Below are 19,004 nucleotides of genomic sequence, written 5' to 3'. Positions count from 1 at the left end.
CGGGCTCAACCGCCGATGTAGGACATTTCGACGCGGCGCTTGCCCGGCGTGCTGTCGGGTGGCAGGCTGGCGCGCAGTTCGGAATAGCGATCGGCCCGGGGCTGCCACACCGAGGCGATGGCGCTGGCCAGGTCTTCGTCGCTGGCGTCGCCGCGGATCAGGTGCCGCAGGTCGTGGCCTTCGCTGGCGAACAAGCACAGGTACAGCTGTCCTTCGGTGGACAGGCGCGCGCGGTTGCAGTCGCTGCAGAAGGCCTGGGTCACGCTGCTGATGACCCCGATCTCGCCGCTGCCGTCGGCATAGGCCCAGCGCTGTGCGGTCTCGCCTTCGGCCGCCTGCTCCAGCGGCACCAGCGGCATCTCGCGGTGGATGCGTTCGATGACCTTGGCGCTGGGCAGCACCTCGTCCATGCGCCAGCCGTTGGTGGCGCCCACGTCCATGTACTCGATGAATCGCAGCACCACGCCGCTGCCCTTGAAGTGCCGCGCCATGGGCAGGATCTGGTCGTCATTGGTGCCGCGTTTGACGACCATGTTGACCTTGATGGGCCCCAGGCCCACCGCCTGCGCCGCCGCAATGCCGTCGAGCACGTCCGCCACCGGAAAGTCCACGTCGTTCATGGCGCGAAACACCGCATCGTCCAGACCGTCCAGGCTGACCGTGACGCGCTGCAGGCCCGCGTCCTTGAGGGCCTGTGCCTTCCTGCGCAGCAGCGAGCCGTTGGTGGTGAGGGTGATGTCCAGCGGCGCGCCGTCGACCGTGCGCAAGGCCGCCAGTTGTTCGATGAGGATCTCCAGGTGCTTGCGCAGCAGGGGCTCGCCACCCGTCAGGCGCAGCTTCTGCACGCCGTGTGCCACGAAGACCTTGGCCACGCGGGTGATCTCTTCGAAGGTCAGCAGCGCGCTGTGCGGCAGGTACTGGTAGTCCTTGTCGAAGATTTCCTTGGGCATGCAGTAGCTGCAGCGGAAGTTGCAGCGATCGGTCACGCTGATGCGCAGATCGCGCAACGCACGGCCCCTGGCGTCGCGCAGCTGGCCCGTGGCCGCTATGGCTTGTGCGGGTATCGGCACCGCGCGCGTCTGCAGGCGCTGGTCGATGAGGGGGATCACGCGTTCGGACATGGGCCGAATTATGGGTGATGCCCCCGGGGGCTCCAGCAAGGTACATCCCCACCCAAACGGGGGACTTTTGCGGGCGTCAGGCCTCGCACACGCCGTGGCAGCGGTCCTAGAATGCCCGAGCCGCCCACCCCAGGGACGGCGCGGGAGCAGGCCATGGACGGGATCTTCATCAGCTACCGCCGTGACGATGCCTCGGGGTTCGCCGGTCGCCTGTACGACCGGCTCGCGTCCCATTTCGGCGCCGGGCGCGTGTTCATGGACGTCGAGGGCATCGAGCTCGGTGCCGACTTCGTGCAGTCGATCGAAGCGGCGGTGGCCGCCTGCCGGGTGCTGATCGTCGTCATCGGCGATGAATGGCTGAACACCCGCGATGCGGCCGGGCGACGACGGCTCGAAGACCCCCACGACTTCATTCGGCTGGAGGTCGGGGCCGCGTTGAAACGCAACATCCGTGTGGTGCCCGTGCTGGTGGCCGGCGCGGTCATGCCCCGCGCCGAAGAGCTGCCGCAGGACATGCAGGGCCTGGCCCGGCGACAGGCAATCGCCGTGCATCACCAACAATGGGAGGCCACCACCGCGTCGCTGGTACAGGCGCTGGAAAAGTTGCTGGGGGAGGGCCATGGCGCCGACGGTGGTGGAAAGCGCTGGGCCTGGGGTGCGATGACCGCGGGGCTGGCCGGCCTGGCCGCTGCGGGCTGGTGGGCCTGGCGCGAGCCACCCGAGGGCCGGGTCTCTGAGGTGCCCGAGGGCACGCTGGTGGCTGCTGTGCCGGCGACGCCACCGGCTGCGGCCACCCCAGCAGAAAGCCCGACATCGCCAGTCAACGCTACCGCGCCGACGGAGGTCGCTGCCGCTGCGTCGCCAACGCCTTCCCCCGCCCCGGCCCCTGCCGCAGTGGCCAGCGTGGCCGCTGCACCGCCACCAGCTCCGCCGGCAACACGGCCGGCCACCGCGGTGATCGCCGCTGCACCGACGCCCTCGGCGACGCAGGTCCGTCCCAGCTTGCCGGCGGCGCTCTCGCGGGCGCCCGCTGCACCGACACCGGCACCACAGCGCACCACCACCGCCTCCGCTGCACCATCGCCCCCACCGTCAGCGACGGCCTCCGTGCCCAACCCGTCCACCAACGACCGGCTGCCGCGCGTGGGCGAGCGCTGGACCTATCGCTTCAGCGGCAAGTGGCCATCCAGCCCCCGCCGCGACGTCACGATCGCCGTGGCCGAACTGCGCGAGGACCTGGTCACCGACCGACTGAGCGACAACGCGGGCACGTCAGAGTTGCGCCGCTCGCGTGCGGGCCAGGCCGCCTTCATCAACTGGCCGTCGCTGGGACTGGAGTTCAGCCCCTACCTGGCCACTGGCGACATCGGCGCCTGGCGCGGCGACAGCGACGTGAAGACGCCCTGGCCCGACCCGCAGTGGACGGGCTGGTCGTCGCAAGCCAAGCTGGTCGGGCGCGAATCGGTGACGGTGCCGGCCGGTCGATTCAACGCCTACAAGGTCGAGATCTGGAGCAACCGCATGCCCACAGGGGGTGCGGCCACGCTGACACTGGAGCCGATCCGTGTGCGCACCCTCGTGTGGTACGCGCCTGAAGCGCGGCGCTATGTGCGCTTGCAGCGCCAGGTGCACAGCGCAGGCGGCCAGGAGATCGATCGCGATCTGCTCGAACTCGTGTCACACAGCGGGGGTTAGCGACATGGCGCGCCGCCTTGCCTGCGCTTGACGTGCGTCAAAGCGCCAGATGCCTGGCGCCCTAGACTGCCGCCATTGCCTCAGGAGACACGCATGAGCACCGTTGCGGACACCCCGACCACCGACGACGCCCCCTTGACCAACTTCACCCAGTGCCACGCCGGCATCGTGCGGCGGCTCAGGGCATTGGACGAACTGCCGGGCCTTCTGGCCCCCGCCGCGCGGGCGCGCTCGATCGCCGAGCAATCGCTGGCCTTCTTTCGCGAAGCGATCTTCGAACACCACCTGGACGAAGAGCGCGAGCTGTTCCCCGCCGTGCTGGCAAGCGCCCAACCGGGCGAAGAGCGCGCCCAGGTGCAGGCCATGGTGGAGCGACTGACCTCGCAGCACCGCACGCTGGAAGCCTTGTGGCGCTCGCTTGAGAAGGATCTGCGCCGCGTGGCCAAGGGCCAGGACAGCGATCTGGAGATTGCCGACCTGCACCGCCTGGTGAGCGAGTACCAGGCGCACGCCGGCTTCGAGGAATCGTCCTTCCTGCCGCTGGCAGAAACCATCCTCGGGCGCAATGGCAACCACATGGCGGCGTTGGGCCTGTCACTGCACATGCGGCACGCGCCGCAACCCGTGCCCTACATCTGATCTGAACCGCTACCTCAGACCGCTACCTCAGACCGCTTCGGTCGGCCGTTGGCGGTAGAAGGTGAGCGGGCTGGTGGCGGCGTTGGCCACCGCGGGCTTGAGCTTGCCCACGACGTGCATTTCGCAGGGCTTGCAGTCAAAACGCAGGGTGAGCTTGTGGTCGCCGTGGGTGATGGTGAGCGGCTCGGCTCGCACCGTGCCTTGCACCCCGGTCACGCCCTTGGCCTGCTTGGGGCACAGACTGAGTGAGTAGCGCACGCAGTGCTTGGTGATCATGAGGCTGACCTCGCCGGTCTCCTCGTGCGATTCATACGCACTGGCAATCACCTGCACCCCATGTTTGGCGTAGAAGTCGCGCGCCTTGTGGTTGAACACGTTGGCCAGGTAGGTCAGCGTGTCTTCGGGGAACTTCACCGGGGGCTCCACCGCCTGCCCGCGCGGCAAGCGGGTGAAGGCCTTGGCGCGCACCAGTTCCAGTTGCGCCACCGCTTCGCGGCGCAAGGCGTTCAACAGCGAGGCCGGTACGAACCAGGCCTGGTCGGCCTCGATGCTGACGTCGATGGGCGAAAAGATCGTCTCTCCCAGGCGCCCCAGTGCGTCGTGCAACCTGGCGCGGGCCTGATTGGCATCGCGTGCGACCTCGACCTCACAGGTCAGCTCGGCGTGGGCCGCATGCCCGTCTTCGTCGGTCAGGTCAAGGCGCAGGCCGGCGTCGCTGCGCGACAGGCGCACCCACACGCCGATGCGGCGGTCTGCCGATCTCTTCTCGAGGGTGCGCACCCAGTCCATGTCGCGGTTGCGGTTGATCACGGTGCCGCGCTTGAGGTGGCGCAGGCCTTCGATGGCGTCCTTGGGGAAGACGCGCCAGCGCCCGGCAGCGCCTGCGGCCTCGGCGCGGTTGATCTGCAGGCCCACCAGCTCGCGGTGCAGATCGAGGTAGCACAGGCCATCGCCGTTGTGGACGGTGGTGGCCTCGTCGTCGCATTGCAGCTCGACCCAGTTGGGGCCGACCTGGGTGACAAAACCGATCGGGCGGCCAGGGTTCTTGGGGGTGTCGAAGGCGCCGATGTCTTCCTGTCGGCCGTTGACGAAATAGTCGGTGAACTCGCGGTTGAAGTTCTGGTCGGGGTCGGGCGTGAACGTGAAGGTGGTGCGTCCCGACGAGGCGCTGGCCAGCTCGGGGCGCTCCTCCAGGATCTGGTCGAAGAGCTGGCGGTAGTGCGCGGTGATGTTCTTGACGTAGCCCAGGTCCTTGTAGCGGCCCTCGATCTTGAAACTGCGGGCGCCGGCATCTATGAGGGCACGCAGGTTGTCGCTCTGGTTGTTGTCCTTCATCGACAGCACGTGCTTGTCGTGCGCCACGATGCGGCCCTGGGTGTCCTTGACCTCATAGGGCAGACGGCAGGCCTGCGAGCAGTCGCCGCGGTTGGCGCTGCGCCCGGTCTGGGCATGGCTGACGTAGCACTGGCCGCTGTAGGCCACGCACAGCGCACCGTGAATGAAAAACTCCACCAGGCAGCGTTGCGGGTCGAGCGCATCGTGAATGGCCCGGATCTGAGGCAGCGTGAGCTCGCGCGCCAGCACCAGCTTGGACAGGCCCGCGTCCTGCAGAAACACCGCCTTCTCGACCGAGCGGATATCGGTCTGCGTGCTGGCGTGCAGCTGGATGGGGGGCAGGTCGAGCTCAAGCAGCCCCATGTCCTGAATGATCAGGGCGTCGACACCGGCGTCGTAGAGCTGGCGGATCAGCTTGCGCGCCGGCTCCAGTTCGTCGTCGCGAAGGATGGTGTTGACCGTGACGTAGATGCGGCTGCCAAAGCGGTGTGCATGCCGGGCCAGGCGCGCGATGTCTTGAACGCTGTTGTCGGCCGAGGTGCGGGCACCAAACGAGGGCCCGCCGATGTACACGGCATCGGCACCATGGTTGACCGCCTCGATGCCGATGTCGGCCGTGCGGGCAGGGGAGAGCAGCTCGATCTGGTGGTGCAGCATGGGGGCGGGCAGAATCGCGAAACCCGAGATTGTCCTGGAGAAGCCGATTGCCCGCACGCACGTCCATCGTTCTGGTTCATGGTTCCTGGCACGGCGCGTGGTGCTGGCGGCGGCTGATGCCACTGCTGCGCGATGCGGGTGCCGACCCGCACGCCGTCACCCTCACCGGCGTGGGCGAGCGGGCCCATCTGATGAGCCCGGACATCGACCTGCACACCCACATCCAGGACGTGATCGGGCTGATCGAGGCAGAGGAGCTTGAGCGCGTGATCCTGGTGGGTCACAGCTACGCCGGCATGGTCATCACCGGCGTGGCCGACCGGCTGCTGCGTGAACGACCGGGTGCGCTGGCGCATCTGGTGTACCTGGACGCCGCGCTGCCGTACCCCGGCGATAGCTGGAGCAGCCACCACACCGAGGAGGTCAAGGCGCAGCGCATCGCCCTGGCCCAGCCAAGCCACGGTTTGCATTTCGCGCCGCCGGACGCCTCGGTCTATGGCCTGGAGGGGGCCGACCGCGACTGGGTGAACCGCCGGCAGACGCCTCAGCCGTTTCGCCTCTATCAGCAGCCGCTCGATTTCGACGGCGACGCCTGGGAGCGGGTGCCCCGAACCTTCATCGATTGCGTGGCGCCGGCGCTGCCCACCATTGCGCCCTCGCGTGTGCGGGTGCGCGAGGAGCCCGGCTGGCAGGTGATCGAAATGGCCACTGGTCACGACCCCATGGTCAGCGACCCCGTCGGACTGGCTGGCCACTTGCTGGACATCTGGCGCAGCGCATGAGCGCAACCACCCGTTTTGATCGCATCGACCGGCTGCGCGCCCTGGCGCTGCTGTGGATGACGGTCTATCACTTCTGCTTCGACCTCGACCACTTCGGCCTGATTGACCAGGCCTTCCTCAGCGACCCGTTCTGGACCACCCAGCGCGCGGCCATCGTGAGCCTGTTCCTGTTCACAGCCGGCCTGTCGCAGGCCGTGGCGGTTCACCAGGGCCAGGGCTGGGCGCGCTTCTGGCGGCGCTGGGCCCAGGTGGCCGGCGCGGCCGTGCTGGTCAGCATCGGCTCCTGGTTGGTGTTTCCCAGGACCTTCATCTACTTTGGTGTGCTGCACGGCATTGCCGTGATGCTGGTGCTGGTGCGCCTGAGCGCCGGCTGGGGGCGCTGGCTGTGGCCCCTGGGCGCGCTGGCCTTGCTGCTGGCCTGGTGGGCGCCGACCGCCATCGCCACCTGGCCCGAGCTGGCGGCGCTCAACCACCCCGGCCCCAACGTGCTCGGCTTTATCAGCCGCAAGCCCTTCACCGAGGACTACGTGCCCTTGCTGCCCTGGCTGGGCGTGATGTGGTGGGGCATGTCAGCGGGGCAATGGGTCATTCGGCACCGCCCGCAATGGTTGGGCGGCGCTGCGACGCCGAAGGGGATGGTCGCCCGCCTGATGGCCGGGTGGGGGCGGTGGAGCCTGTCGTACTACCTGCTGCACCAGCCCGTGTTGATGGGCTTGGTCTGGCTCACCACCCTGGTATTGCCGAGGGCATGAAGAAAGGCGCGATGTGATCGCGCCTTTGGGGTAAGCAGCGAGTGTCGCCGCTTATTCGATGCGGGCCTTGTCGCGCAGGTCCTGCTGGAAGTGCTGCAGCTTCTGCTGGGTCAGCTGTTGCACGATCTGCGGCTTGACCTCGTCCATTGAGGGCAGTTGGGCATCGCGGATGTCGTCGACGCGGATGATGTGCCAGCCAAACTGGCTCTGCACCGGGGCATCGCTCATCTGGCCCTTCTCGAGCTTGACCATGGCTTGCGAGAACTCGGGCACGTAGTTGGCCGCGGGCGCCCAGTCGAGGTCGCCGCCGTTGGCGCCGGAGCCCGGGTCCTTCGACTGCTTCTTGGCGATGTCTTCGAATTTCGCGCCCTTCTTGATGCGGGCGATGATGGCCTTGGCGTCGGCTTCCTTGTCGACCAGGATGTGGCGGGCGCGGTATTCCTTGCCGGCGTTGGCGGAGGCGAACTTGTCGTACTCGGCCTTGACCTCTTCGTCGGTCACCGGGTTGGTCTTCTGGTAGTCGGCGATCAGACCGCGGATGAGCAGCGTCTGGCGGGCCAGCTCCATCTGGTTCTTGAACTCGTCGCTGGTGGCCACGCCACGCTTCTGGGCCTCTTGCACGAAGATCTCGCGCATGATGACCTCTTCCTTGATCTGGCCGCGGGCTTCATCGCCCACGACGCGGCCGGACGCCTCGATCTGCTTGACCAGCGCCTCCACGCGGGCGGTGGGCACGGGCTTGCCGTTGACGATGGCCACGTTCTGGGCAGCGGCCCAGGGGGCGGACGCGATGAGCACGGCCGCGGTCAGGGCCGACAGGGTCAGTTTCATGAAGTACCTACGGGAGTGGAAAGAGGCTTGGAGCCGCTGCGCGCAGCAGGGTTCTCGAACGATTTGTGACAGAAGGTTGTCAGCGCTGGATTTCGATGGCCAGCGCATGCAGGCCGGCGTCGGTGAACGGGCGCAGGGCATCATACACAAGGCGATGTTGGGCCACCCGGCCCAGTCCGACGAACGCCGGTGCCGCGATGCGCACCCGGAAATGGGTACCAAAACCCAGCCCGTTGGCACCGGCGTGACCGGCGTGGGCGGCACTTTCGTCGAGCACCTGCAGCGCCGTCGGGTGCAGCACCTCGCGCAAGCGGTCCTCGATGGCGGTGGCGGTCGGGACGGCGCTCATGAACCCGCCTCCGGCTCGTCCTTCATGTGCCGGGCGACGTACAGGCCCTGCGCAACGATGAACACCACCGGGAAGATGTAGCCCCACAACTTGAAATTGACCCACTGCTCGGTGGTCTGGAACGCAGCGAACCAGGCGTTGATGGCCGCCATGAACAGGAAGTAGCCGACCCAGGCCACCGTCAGCCGTGCCCAGACGGGTTCGGGCAGTTTCAACTGGCCGCCCAGCAGCATCTGCAGGAAGTTCTTTTTCCAGCCCCACAGCGCCGCCGCGAGCACCACCGCCATGCCGGTGTACAGCACGGTGGGCTTCCATTTGATGAAGCGCTCGTCGTGCAGCAGCAGCGTCAGGGTGCCGAACACCAGCACCAGCACCAGCGTGATCTTGTGGATGTTCTGAAGCCTGCGATCCACCGCGTAGATGATGCCGGTCTGCACCACGGTGGCGGCCATCAGCACGCCGGTGGCCATGTAGATGTCGTAGAGCTTGAAAGCGCCGAAGAACAGCGCAATCGGAAAGAAGTCGATCAGCATTCGCATGGGCGCGATTATCCGTTGCACGGGCCACGGGGAACCTCCGCCGGGCGCATGAGGTCCATGGCCTTGGCGCTGCGGTGCCACCAACCGGAGACCCCATGACCCCCCAAGAACAGAAAGCCATCCTCACCGTCGCCTTGATGGCCGCCCTGGCCGATGGCGAGAAAGCCGACGCCGAGCGCGAGCAGTTGCGCAACGTGGCCGAGAGCCTGGGAGGGGCTGCTGGCGTGGCCGGTTTGCCCGCGGTCTACCAGGCCGTGCTGCTCAAGCGAGTCGATCTGGGCAGCGCCTTGTCTGAGTTGGGCGAGCCCGGCCTTCGTGAGTTGGCCTACGAGATGGCGGTGTGCCTGTGTGACGCGGACGGTGGTCGCAGCGACGCCGAGATCGCGTTTCTGTCCGACCTCAAGCGCCGGCTCTCTCTGAACCCCGGTGAGGTCGCCGAGTTCGAGAAGGCCGAGTCGGCCCTGGTGAGCGCGGCCTCGGTCGCGGTACCGCCCGCGCGGGATGTCGCCCCTGCGCAGGCCGCTTCCGTCAGCGAGCGCCGAGGCCCCGACACCGCCGCGCTGGACAAGTCCATCCTCAACTACGCCATGCTCAACGGCGCGCTGGAACTCTTGCCCCAGTCCTGGGCGTCGATGGCGATCATTCCCTTGCAGGTCAAGATGGTCTACGAGGTGGGCCAGGCGCACGGCGTCGAGCTGGACCAGGGCCATATCCGCGAGTTCATCGCGGCCGTGGGCGTTGGCTTGACGTCGCAGTACCTGGAGCAGTTCGGTCGAAAACTCATTGGTGGCTTGCTGGGCAAGGCCGCTGGCCGCCTGGTGGGGGGCGTGGGGCGCGCCGCCACCGGCGTGGCGTTTTCGTTTGCCACCACCTACGCGCTGGGGCAGGTGGCCAAGCGCTACTACGCCGGTGGGCGACAGATGAGCACGCAGATGCTGAAAGAGACCTTTCAGGACCTGCTGGGCCCGGCGAGGCAGATGCAGGCGCAGTACCTGCCGCAAATCCAGCAAAAGGCCGCCTCGCTGGACGCGACGCAGGTGATGTCGCTGGTGCGCGGGCGCTGACGCGCTGCGCCGCCGGTCTGCTCAGGCGGTGGCGGCAGCGCCCTCGCGCATCACGGCGGCCGCGATGTCGAGCGAGCGCAGGCGCAGCGCCGGATCGAACACATCGCTCACCACAATGAACTCGTCGGCGTTGGTGAGTTCGGCCAGGCGCTGCAGCCCGGTGCGCACGCTGTCGGGGCCGCCAATGACGGCCGCGGCCAGAAAGTCGCCGATGCCCTGGCGTTCGTGCGGCGCCAGCGATTCGACGAAACCTTGCACAGGGGGCGGCAGCTGCCCACGGCGGCCGGTGAGGATGCCCAGCACGCGCTGGTAGGTGCTGCTGGCCAGGTACTCGGCCTCGTCGTCGGTGGGGGCCGCGATCAGGGGCACGCCAATGGCGGCATAGGGTTGGCCCAGCACCGCCGAGGGCTGGAACTCATCGCGGTAAATCTGCAAGGCCTGCAGCAGGTAGCGGGGTGCAAAGTGCGATGCGAAGGCATAGGGCAGTCCGCGCTGCGCCGCCAGCCGGGCCGAAAACAGGCTGGAGCCCAGCAGCCAGATCGGCACGTTGGTGCCCTGGCCGGGCATGGCGATGACGCGCTGGCCCGGCACCGCCGGCCCCAGAAAGGCCTGCAGCTCCGCCACCTCGCGCGGGAAGTCGTCCTCGGTCTCCACCCGGTCGCGCCGCAGGGCGCGCATGGTCAGTCCATCGGTGCCGGGTGCGCGACCGAGACCCAGGTCGATGCGCCCCGGGTACATCTCGGCCAGGGTGCCAAAGGCCTCTGCCACCACCAGCGGGGCGTGGTTGGGCAGCATGACGCCGCCGGAGCCCACGCGCATGGTCCGGGTGGCGCCGGCGATGTGACCCACCAGCACCGCCGTGGCCGAGCTGGCGATGCCGCTCATGTTGTGGTGCTCGGCCAGCCAGTAGCGGGTGAAGCCCAGGCGCTCGGCGTGTTGGGCCGTGCGTGTGGCGATGGCGATGGCGTCGGCCACGGTGCCGCCTTCGCGCACGGCAACCAGGTCAAGCATGGAGAGCCGGATGTCGGCCAGCGAGCGGGACATGGTCATGGGTCTCCTTATTCGTCCTTGTGTTCGAGCGAAGCCGAATTCATGCAGTAGCGCAGGCCAGTCGGCGCCGGGCCGTCCTCGAACACGTGGCCCAGGTGGGCGCCGCACTGGCTGCACACAGTTTCGGTGCGCACCATGCCGTGGGTGCGGTCGGTGATTTCGGTGATGGCACCCGGGATGGCCTTCCAGAAGCTGGGCCAGCCGCAGCCGGCGTCGAACTTGGTACCGGCGTCAAACAGGTGGTTGCCGCAGCAGATGCAGTGGTAGCTGCCGTCGGCCCAGACTTCTTCGTATTTGCCGGTGTATGGACGCTCTGTGTGCGCGCGGCGTGTCACCTCGAAGGCCAGGGGCTCGGCGCCTTTGGCGTTGAGGATTTCGTACCACTCTTGCTCGGTTTTTTTGATGGGGAAGTCCACGGTCGGTCCTTTCAAGACGAACAGCTGATCTCGATCTGCTGCGCCCAATCGGGCGGGAAGGCGGCGAGGTCGTCCTCGCCCGCACGTTCGTCGAACGGCGCGGCCAATGCTTTCAGCAGCCGGTCAACCTCGCTGAAGTCGCCCTGCTGGGCGCGCTCGATGGCGATCTGCCCGAGGTGGTTGCGCAGCACGATGCGCGGGTTCACCCGGCGCATGGCGGCCGACGTTTCGACGGGGTCGAAACCGGTCTGGGCCTGCAGGCGGGCCTGCCAGCGATCGAACCAGGCGTCGAAGGCCTCGCGCTGCAAAAACAGGTCGCGCGCGGATTCGCGCTCGCCACCGGCCGCATCGCACAAACGGCGGAACGCGATGGTGAAGTCCACGCCATCCTTGGCCATCAGCTGCATGAGCCCGTCCACCAGCTCGGCGTCGCCGGGTTGTGGCTCGGCCAGGCCGAGCTTGGCGCCCATGCGACGTGTCAACGCCGCCGGGAACAGGGTCTTGTAGGGCTCCAGCGCGTCCAGTGCCTGCTGCTGGTCGTCCATCAGCGGCAGCAGGGCTTGACCCAGGCAGAACAGATTCCAGTAAGCGACGTTGGGTTGGCGGTGGTAGGCGTAGCGACCGCCGTTGTCGCTGTGGTTGCAGATGTGCGCCGGGTTGAAGGCGTCCATGAACTGGAATGGGCCGTAGTCGATGGTCAGGCCCAGGATGCTCATGTTGTCGGTGTTCATCACCCCGTGGCAAAAACCCACCGCCTGCCATTGCGCCACCATCTCGGCCGTGCGCGCGCTGACAGCTTCGAGCAGGCGGGCATAGGGGTTGCCAACGCCCTCGCGGCAGTCGGGGTAGAAGGCGTCAATCACGAAATCGGTCAACTGGCGCAGCTGCTCCGTCTGTCCGTTGGCCGCAAAGTGCTCGAAATGCCCGAAGCGGATGAAGCTGGGCGCCACGCGCGTGACCACGGCGGCGGTCTCCACCGTCTCGCGGATCACCGGTTGCGGCGAGCCAGTGACGCAAAGCGCGCGGGTGGTGGGGATGCCCAGCGCATGCATGGCCTCGCTGCACAGGAATTCGCGGATCGAGCTGCGCAGCACCGCGCGGCCGTCGCCCATGCGCGAGTAGCGGGTGAGGCCGGCGCCTTTGAGCTGCAGCTCCATTGGGCCGGCTGGCGTGTCCACCTCGCCGAGCAGGATGGCGCGGCCGTCGCCGAGCTGGCCGGCCCAGACGCCAAACTGGTGGCCGCTGTACACCGATGCCAGCGGCCGACTGCCCGCCAAGGTCCGGTTGCCGCTCAGCGCCTCCAGCAGATCCTTGCTGGCCCAGGCGTCGGGGGGCAGCCCGAGTTCGCGCGCCAGGCCCGGGTGGGTGGCGACCCAGTGCGGCTCGGGCAATGGGGTGGGCGAGGTGGGGGTGAAAAAGGCCGGGCCGAGGTCCGCGAAGCGGTTGCGCCAGGTCCAGCCGAGATCCAGGGCAGGGGAGTCGACCGCGAGATTCATGGGCGCGATTGTCTCGTGCGGGCCCTGCACGCACGGCGCCAGGGGTTTTGTCCGGGCTGTAGCGACCGGGACATTCCCGAGCCGCCGGACGGTGTGCAGCGGCTAGCATCGCCGGATAACCCCAACCACTATCAGGAGATCCGTTCATGCTGGGCCAGATGCAGAGCCAACCGCTGCTCATTTCCAACCTCATCGTCCACGCGGAGCGGCACCACGCGGGCACCGAGATCGTCTCGCGCCGCGTTGAGGGCGACATTCACCGCACCAACTGGGGCCAGGTGGCCCAGCGCTCGCGCCGCATCGCCAATGCGCTGGACGCGCTCAAGCTGGGCTTCGGCGAGCGCGTGGCCACGCTGGCCTGGAACGGCTACCGCCATCTGGAGCTGTATTTCGGCGTGAGTGGTTCGGGCCGTGTGCTGCACACCCTCAACCCGCGGCTGCACCCCGAGCAACTGGTCTGGATCGTCAACCACGCCGACGACCGTGCCATCTGCTTCGACATGACCTTCCTACCCCTGGTGCAGGCGGTCTGGCGCAAGTGCACCGGCGTCAAGCACTGGATCGCCCTGTGCGACGCCGACAAGCTGCCAGCCGACAGTGGCATCGACGGCCTTCAGAGCTACGAAGCCTGGATCGGCGGCCAGAGCGACACCTACACCTGGCCCGAGTTCGACGAGAACTGCGCCTCCAGCATGTGCTACACGAGCGGCACCACCGGCAACCCCAAGGGGGCGGTGTATTCCCACCGTTCCACCCTGTTGCACGCTTATGGTGCAGCGCTGCCCGATGCGCTGGGCTGCTCGGCGCGCGACGCCATCCTGCCGGTGGTGCCGATGTTCCACGTCAACGCCTGGGGTCTGCCGTACTCGGCCGCGGCCGTGGGCTGCAAGCTGGTGTTCCCGGGTGGTGCGCTCGACGGCAAGTCGGTGTACGAACTGATCGAGAACGAGCAGGTCACCATGGCCGCCGGTGTGCCCACGGTGTGGCAGATGCTGCTGGGCCACCTGCAGCAGAACGGCCTGAAGTTCAGCACCTTGAAACGCACCGTGATCGGCGGCTCGGCCTGCCCGCCGGCCATGATCACCGCCTTCAACGACCAGTACGGTGTGGAAGTGCTGCACGCCTGGGGCATGACCGAGATGTCGCCACTGGGCACGGTGTGTACGCTCAAGAATGCCCAGGTGGCGCTGCCGCCCGAAGAGAAGCTGCAAGTGCGCCTCAAGCAGGGCCGCACCGTGTTCGGCGTCGACATGAAGATCGTCGACGAGGCCGGCAACGAACAGCCCTGGGACGGCAAGAGCTACGGCGACCTGTTGGTGCGTGGCCCCTGGATCATCGCCAGCTACTTCAAGGGCGAGGGCGGTGACCCGTTGCGCTACGACGCCGCCGGGCGCGGCTGGTTCCCGACCGGCGACGTGGCCACCATCGACGCCGACGGCTTCATGCAGATCACCGACCGCAGTAAGGACGTGATCAAGTCCGGCGGCGAATGGATCAGCTCGATCGACGTCGAGAACATCGCCATGGCCCACCCCGCGGTGGCCATGGCCGCCTGCATCGGCATGCGCCACCCCAAGTGGGACGAGCGCCCGATCGTGGTGGTCGTCAAGAAGCCCGGCGCCGAGGTCACGCGCGACGAACTGCTGAAGTTCTACGACGGCAAGATCGCCAAATGGCAGGTGCCGGACGACGTGGTGTTTGTCGACGCCATCCCGCTGGGCGCGACCGGCAAGATGCAGAAGATGACCTTGCGCCAGCAGCTCAAGGACTACGTGTTGCCTGGTCTGTGACAGGTGGGTGAACGCCCTCGCGTGTGCGCCGAGTCACACGCGCGATAGGGCGTAGGGGCTATCCCTGAGGGGGTATGAGTGTTGCGCCAGTAAGCTTGGCGTCAACCATTCCAACCACAGGAGACAACCCATGCGCCTTGCTTTCCGCCACCTTGCCGTCGCTTCGATGATGGCGTGCGCGTTTTCCGCGTACGCCCAGAAGGGCGAGACGGTGCGCATCGCCTTCATCGACCCGCTGTCGGGCCCCTTCGCCAACGTCGGGCAGAACCTGCTCAAGGGCTGGCAGTTCGTCGCCGAGAAGAAGGGCGGCGCCAACAACCCCGCTGGCGTGAACTTCGAGGTCGTGGGCTTTGACAACAAGGGTTCGCCGCAGGAAAGCCTGAACGCGGTCAAGGCCGCCATCGACCAGGGCTTCCGTTACGTGGCCCAGGGCAATGGCTCCGGCGCTGCGGCCGCGATCATCGATGCGGTCAACAAGCACAACGCGCGCAACCCCGGCAAGGAAGTTGTCTATTTCAACTACGCCGCGGTGGACCCCTCGCTCACCAACGAGCGCTGCAGCTACTGGCACTTCCGCCTGGACGCCGACACCAGCATGAAGATGGAGGCCCTGACCTCCTTCATGAAGGACCAGCCCAAGGTCAAGAGCGTCTACCTGCTCAACCAGAACTACGCGCACGGCCAGCAGGTTGCCAAGTACTTCAAGGAAGGCCTGGCCCGCAAGCGCCCGGACGTGAAGATCGCTGGCGAAGACCTGCACCCGCTGGGCCAGGTGAAAGACTTTGCGCCCTACGTGGCCAAGATCAAGCAGTCGGGTGCCGACACCATCGTCACCGGCAACTGGGGCGCTGACCTGACCTTGTTCGTCAAGGCGCTGATCGACGCCGGCCTGAAGCTGCCGCTGTACGCCTACTACCCGGGCGTCAGCGGCACGCCGACCGCGCTGGCTGCGGGTGGCGACATGGAGGTCTACCAGATCGCCTACAACCACTCGAACTACGGTGGCGAGCTGGGCAAGATTTCCGCCGAATTCAAGAAGAAGTTCAACGACGACTACTACTCGTACGCCAGCTACAACGCCATCGTGGCGCTGGGCGACGCCATCGCCAAGGCCAAGAGCGCCGATCCGGTCAAGGTGGCGGCTGCCCTCGAAGGGTTGACCTTCAAGGGCTTCAACGGCGAAAGCCAGTTCCGCAAGACCGACCACCAGCTCCAGCAAGGTTTGTGGTTGTCCAAGTGGCAAAAGGTGGACGCCAAGAACAAGTACAGCGTGGAGAACACGGGCTATACCTTCGCGCCGGTGAAGTACATCGAGTCCTATGTCGCAAGTACCCCCACCAGCTGCGACATGAAGAGACCCTAAGCTTCACGCCGTTTGCAACGGGTAGACCAGCCCGTTCCACCGTCCCGCCCCCGTGCGGGCCCCGGGGAGCGGGCTTGTTTTTGACCAGTAACCAATCAAGGACGCGCCGACCACCGCCATGGAGTTCTTCACCATCTCCTTGCTCAACGGTGTGAGTTACGGGCTGCTGCTGTTCATGCTCAGCTCCGGTCTCACGCTGATCTTCAGCATGATGGGCGTGCTCAACTTTGCGCACGCCAGCTTCTACATGCTGGGTGCCTACCTGGCCTACACCACCACGCTGGTGGTGGGCTATTGGCCGGGGCTGATCGTGGCGCCGCTCCTGGTGGGTGTGTTGGGCGCCCTGTTCGAAAAGTCGGTGCTGCGCCGGGTGCACGCCTACGGGCACGTGCCCGAGCTGCTGGTCACCTTCGGGCTGAGCTACATCATCCTGGAGCTGGTGCAGCTCATCTGGGGCACGAGCTCGGTGGACTACCGCGTGCCGGACGCGCTGTCGGGGCCGCTGTTCACCATCTACGGCACGCAGTTCCCGATGTACCGCGGGTTCATGATGGCCGTGTCGCTGCTGATGCTGGTGTCGATCTGGCTGCTGCTCACGCGCACCCGCATCGGCCTGGTGATTCAGGCTGCGCTGACCCATCCGCAAACGGCCGAGACACTGGGCCACAACGTCCCCCGCGTGTTCATGCTGGTGTTTGGCGGCGGTGCAGCGCTGGCGGGCCTGGCCGGCGTGATTGGCGGCAACGCATTCGTGACCGAACCCGGCATGGCCGCAACGGTGGGCTCGATCATCTTCGTGGTGGTCGTCGTCGGCGGCATGGGGTCGCTCTCGGGCGCCTTCCTCGCGTCGCTGCTGATCGGTGTCATCCAGACCTTCGCGGTGGCCATTGACGCCTCGCTGATGGGCATGATGGCCAGCTTCGGCGTCGCCATCACCGACCAGACCTTCGGCTATGCGCTCTGGAAGCTCAAGGTGAGCCAGATCGCTCCGATCCTGCCGTACCTGTTCCTGGTCCTCATCCTCATCTTCCGCCCGCGCGGACTGCTTGGCACCCGCGAAGGCTGACCCCATGAGCACGCTTGCACATCGACTTCCACCGGCACGCCTCGCCATCTGGAGTGCCTATGGGTTGCTACTGATCGTGGCGCCCATGATCTGGACCAGCAGTCTGGCCCACACCATGCTGTCGCAGATGGGCATCGCCATCATCGTCTGCCTCAGCTACAACATGTTGCTGGGGCAGGGCGGCATGCTCAGCTTCGGCCACGCCGTGTATTCGGGCATGGGTTCGTTCCTGGCCATCCACACGCTCAACCTGATCTCGGGTGGGCACTTTCCCATGCCAGTGAGCCTGCTGCCCATCGTCGGCGGCGTCGCCTCGGTGATGTTTGCGCTGCTGTTCGGCTGGGTCACCACCAAGAAGTCCTCCACCACCTTCGCCATGATCACGCTGGGCGTGGGCGAACTGGTCTGGGCCATGTCGCTGATGTTTCCCGAGTTCTTCGGCGGCGAAGGCGGCATCTCCGGCGACCGCGTGGCCGGTGCCAGCCCGTTCGGCATCACCTACGGTCCGCAAGTCCAGCTCTACTACCTGATCGCTGCCTACACCTTCGTGTGCACCATCCTCATGTTCATGTTCACGCGCACGCCGCTGGGACGCATGCTGAACGCGGTGCGCGACAACCCCGAGCGGGTCGAATTCGTGGGCTACAACACGCAGGTGGTGCGCTACATGGCCTTCGTGATCGCGGCGTTCTTTGCCGGCGTGTCGGGTGGACTGTCTGCGCTGAACTTCGAGATCGTGACGTCCGAGGTGGTCAGTGCCCACCGCTCGGGTGCCTACCTGCTGTTCACCTTCCTGGGTGGCGCGACCTTCTTCTTCGGCCCCATCATCGGTGGCGTGCTCATGGTGATGGCCTTCGTGCTGTTGTCCGAGTTCACCAAGGCCTGGCTGCTCTACCTGGGCTTGGCTTTCCTGCTGATGGTGGTGTATGCCCCGGGCGGCGTGGCCAGCCTCATCATGATGAACGTGCGCGTGGCGGCCCACGGCCTGCTCAAGCGCCTGCTGGGCGGCTACGCGCTCATGGCGGTGTTTGGCTTGATCGGCCTGTTCGGCTTCGGCGCGATGATCGAGATGATCTACCACCTGCAGCTCAATGCGGCGCTGGGCGATGAACTCGGCTTCCTGGGCACGACCCTGCATGTGCGCAGTGTGGCCAGTTGGGGCGAGGCCGTGGGCATGGCGGTGGTCGGCAGCGCCTTGTTCGAATGGGCCCGGAGGCGCTTCACCCGCCAATGGCACGAGGTGCAGGTGGTCATCGAAGAACGCATCCGCGCCAAGGAGATGGCATGAGCACGCCGGCACTCGAACTGCGCGACCTGCGCAAGTCCTTTGGCCGCACCGAGATCATTCGCGGCGCCAATCTCAGCGTTCAACCCGGCGAGCGCGTGGCCATCATCGGCCCCAACGGCGCGGGCAAGAGCACACTGTTCAACCTGATCTCCGGCCGCTTTGCCCCCACCAGCGGCGACGTGCTGCTCAACGGCGAGCGCATCAACGGCAAGCGCCCTTTCGAGATCAACCGGCTGGGCCTGTCGCGCAGCTTCCAGATCACCAACATCTTTCCCAAGCTCAGCGTGTTCGAGAACCTGCGCTGCGGGGTGCTGTGGAGTCTGGGCTATCGGTACACGCTGTTTCGCTTCCTCAACAGCCTGAGCGACGCCAACGAACGCGCCGAGGACCTGCTGCGCAAGATCCACCTGGAGAAAAAGCGCGACGTGCTCGCGATGAACCTCACCTACGCCGAGCAACGCGCACTGGAGATCGGCATCACCATCGCCGGTGGCGCCCAGGTGGTGCTGCTCGACGAGCCCACGGCCGGCATGAGCAAGAGCGAGACCGAGCGCTTCATCGAGCTCATCCGCGAAGTGACCGTGGGCAAGACGCTGCTGACCGTGGAGCACGACATGGGCGTGGTGTTCGGGCTGGCCGACCGGATCGCGGTCGTGGTCTACGGCGAGGTCATTGCCTGCGACACACCCGATGCCGTGCGCGCCAACGAACGCGTGCAAGAGGCCTATCTGGGCTCGGTGCTGGCCGAGCAGCAGGCCGGAGGACACTGAG

Annotated in this window: 18 protein-coding genes; 10 read left to right on the top strand and 8 right to left on the bottom strand. The window is 66.7% G+C overall.

Annotation, left to right across the window (positions count from 1 at the left end; all coding sequences use genetic code 11):
• Positions 1-5 precede the first annotated feature (5 nt).
• Positions 6-1,121, bottom strand: coding sequence for a GTP 3',8-cyclase MoaA (gene moaA, locus KF871_RS16205; RefSeq protein ID WP_291144821.1), 1,116 nt, complete (start codon positions 1,119-1,121; stop codon positions 6-8).
• Between the two features lie 153 nt (positions 1,122-1,274).
• Between moaA and KF871_RS16200 the strand changes: the two genes are divergently transcribed.
• Together KF871_RS16200 and KF871_RS16195 are read left to right on the top strand one after the other, a co-directional pair.
• Complete coding sequence (locus tag KF871_RS16200) at positions 1,275-2,816, top strand: toll/interleukin-1 receptor domain-containing protein (RefSeq protein ID WP_291144818.1); 1,542 nt, start codon at positions 1,275-1,277, stop codon at positions 2,814-2,816.
• A 93-nt stretch (positions 2,817-2,909) separates the two neighbouring features.
• On the top strand, positions 2,910-3,455 hold the full coding sequence (locus tag KF871_RS16195) for a hemerythrin domain-containing protein (RefSeq protein WP_291144816.1): 546 nt from the start codon (positions 2,910-2,912) through the stop codon (positions 3,453-3,455).
• A 27-nt stretch (positions 3,456-3,482) separates the two neighbouring features.
• Here KF871_RS16195 and KF871_RS16190 read toward each other — a convergent pair whose 3' ends face one another.
• Complete coding sequence (locus KF871_RS16190; RefSeq protein ID WP_291144813.1) at positions 3,483-5,447, bottom strand: U32 family peptidase; 1,965 nt, start codon at positions 5,445-5,447, stop codon at positions 3,483-3,485.
• Between the two features lie 29 nt (positions 5,448-5,476).
• Here KF871_RS16190 and KF871_RS16185 point away from each other — a divergent pair, with 29 nt between their 5' ends.
• Positions 5,477-6,229 (top strand): alpha/beta fold hydrolase, encoded by a 753-nt coding sequence (locus KF871_RS16185; RefSeq protein ID WP_367172064.1) that lies wholly within the window; start codon positions 5,477-5,479, stop codon positions 6,227-6,229.
• Positions 6,226-6,981, top strand: coding sequence for a heparan-alpha-glucosaminide N-acetyltransferase (locus KF871_RS16180; protein WP_291144808.1), 756 nt, complete (start codon positions 6,226-6,228; stop codon positions 6,979-6,981). The genes KF871_RS16185 and KF871_RS16180 overlap by 4 nt, the downstream gene beginning before the upstream one ends.
• 51 nt (positions 6,982-7,032) lie before the next feature.
• Here KF871_RS16180 and KF871_RS16175 read toward each other — a convergent pair whose 3' ends face one another.
• The 3 genes from KF871_RS16175 to KF871_RS16165 form a co-directional block, all read right to left on the bottom strand.
• Positions 7,033-7,812 (bottom strand): peptidylprolyl isomerase, encoded by a 780-nt coding sequence (locus tag KF871_RS16175; RefSeq protein WP_291144805.1) that lies wholly within the window; start codon positions 7,810-7,812, stop codon positions 7,033-7,035.
• Positions 7,813-7,891: 79 nt separating this feature from the next.
• Positions 7,892-8,161 carry a BolA family transcriptional regulator gene (locus KF871_RS16170; protein ID WP_291144802.1) on the bottom strand — a complete coding sequence of 90 codons (270 nt, stop codon included), beginning with the start codon at positions 8,159-8,161 and terminating at the stop codon, positions 7,892-7,894.
• Positions 8,158-8,700 (bottom strand): septation protein A, encoded by a 543-nt coding sequence (locus KF871_RS16165; RefSeq protein WP_291144800.1) that lies wholly within the window; start codon positions 8,698-8,700, stop codon positions 8,158-8,160. The genes KF871_RS16170 and KF871_RS16165 overlap by 4 nt, the downstream gene beginning before the upstream one ends.
• Positions 8,701-8,795: 95 nt before the next feature.
• Between KF871_RS16165 and KF871_RS16160 the strand changes: the two genes are divergently transcribed.
• Entirely contained in the window at positions 8,796-9,764 is a 969-nt protein-coding gene (locus KF871_RS16160) for a DUF533 domain-containing protein (RefSeq protein WP_291144796.1), read from the top strand.
• A gap of 21 nt (positions 9,765-9,785) precedes the next feature.
• Here the strand turns inward: KF871_RS16160 and KF871_RS16155 are convergent, their stop codons facing one another.
• Genes KF871_RS16155 through KF871_RS16145 form a run of 3 tightly spaced genes read right to left on the bottom strand, consistent with a single transcriptional unit; the run spans position 9,786 to position 12,726 of the window.
• Positions 9,786-10,814 (bottom strand): LLM class flavin-dependent oxidoreductase, encoded by a 1,029-nt coding sequence (locus KF871_RS16155; protein WP_291144793.1) that lies wholly within the window; start codon positions 10,812-10,814, stop codon positions 9,786-9,788.
• Between the two features lie 8 nt (positions 10,815-10,822).
• Positions 10,823-11,230, bottom strand: a complete 408-nt coding sequence (gene msrB, locus KF871_RS16150; protein WP_291144790.1) for a peptide-methionine (R)-S-oxide reductase MsrB — start codon at positions 11,228-11,230, stop codon at positions 10,823-10,825.
• An 11-nt stretch (positions 11,231-11,241) separates the two neighbouring features.
• The gene (locus KF871_RS16145; protein WP_291144789.1) at positions 11,242-12,726 is read right to left on the bottom strand and encodes a YdiU family protein; all 1,485 of its coding nucleotides are present in this window, start codon (positions 12,724-12,726) and stop codon (positions 11,242-11,244) included.
• A 146-nt stretch (positions 12,727-12,872) separates the two neighbouring features.
• Here KF871_RS16145 and KF871_RS16140 point away from each other — a divergent pair, with 146 nt between their 5' ends.
• The 5 genes from KF871_RS16140 to KF871_RS16120 all read left to right on the top strand — a co-directional run bounded on the left by KF871_RS16140 (position 12,873) and on the right by KF871_RS16120 (position 19,003).
• Positions 12,873-14,516, top strand: a complete 1,644-nt coding sequence (locus tag KF871_RS16140; protein ID WP_291144786.1) for a 3-(methylthio)propionyl-CoA ligase — start codon at positions 12,873-12,875, stop codon at positions 14,514-14,516.
• A 130-nt stretch (positions 14,517-14,646) separates the two neighbouring features.
• Positions 14,647-15,879 (top strand): branched-chain amino acid ABC transporter substrate-binding protein, encoded by a 1,233-nt coding sequence (locus KF871_RS16135; RefSeq protein WP_291144783.1) that lies wholly within the window; start codon positions 14,647-14,649, stop codon positions 15,877-15,879.
• Between the two features lie 118 nt (positions 15,880-15,997).
• Positions 15,998-16,945, top strand: coding sequence for a branched-chain amino acid ABC transporter permease (locus KF871_RS16130; protein WP_291144781.1), 948 nt, complete (start codon positions 15,998-16,000; stop codon positions 16,943-16,945).
• Positions 16,946-16,949: 4 nt separating this feature from the next.
• On the top strand, positions 16,950-18,233 hold the full coding sequence (locus KF871_RS16125) for a branched-chain amino acid ABC transporter permease (protein ID WP_291144778.1): 1,284 nt from the start codon (positions 16,950-16,952) through the stop codon (positions 18,231-18,233).
• Positions 18,230-19,003, top strand: coding sequence for an ABC transporter ATP-binding protein (locus tag KF871_RS16120; RefSeq protein ID WP_291144775.1), 774 nt, complete (start codon positions 18,230-18,232; stop codon positions 19,001-19,003). Before KF871_RS16125 ends, KF871_RS16120 begins: the two co-directional genes overlap by 4 nt.
• The last annotated feature ends 1 nt before the right edge of the window (position 19,004 follow it).

Source organism: Hydrogenophaga sp. (assembly GCF_019635465.1).
In the GTDB taxonomy this organism is placed as follows: domain Bacteria; phylum Pseudomonadota; class Gammaproteobacteria; order Burkholderiales; family Burkholderiaceae_C; genus Hydrogenophaga.
This window is presented reverse-complemented; position numbering and strand designations above follow the sequence as displayed.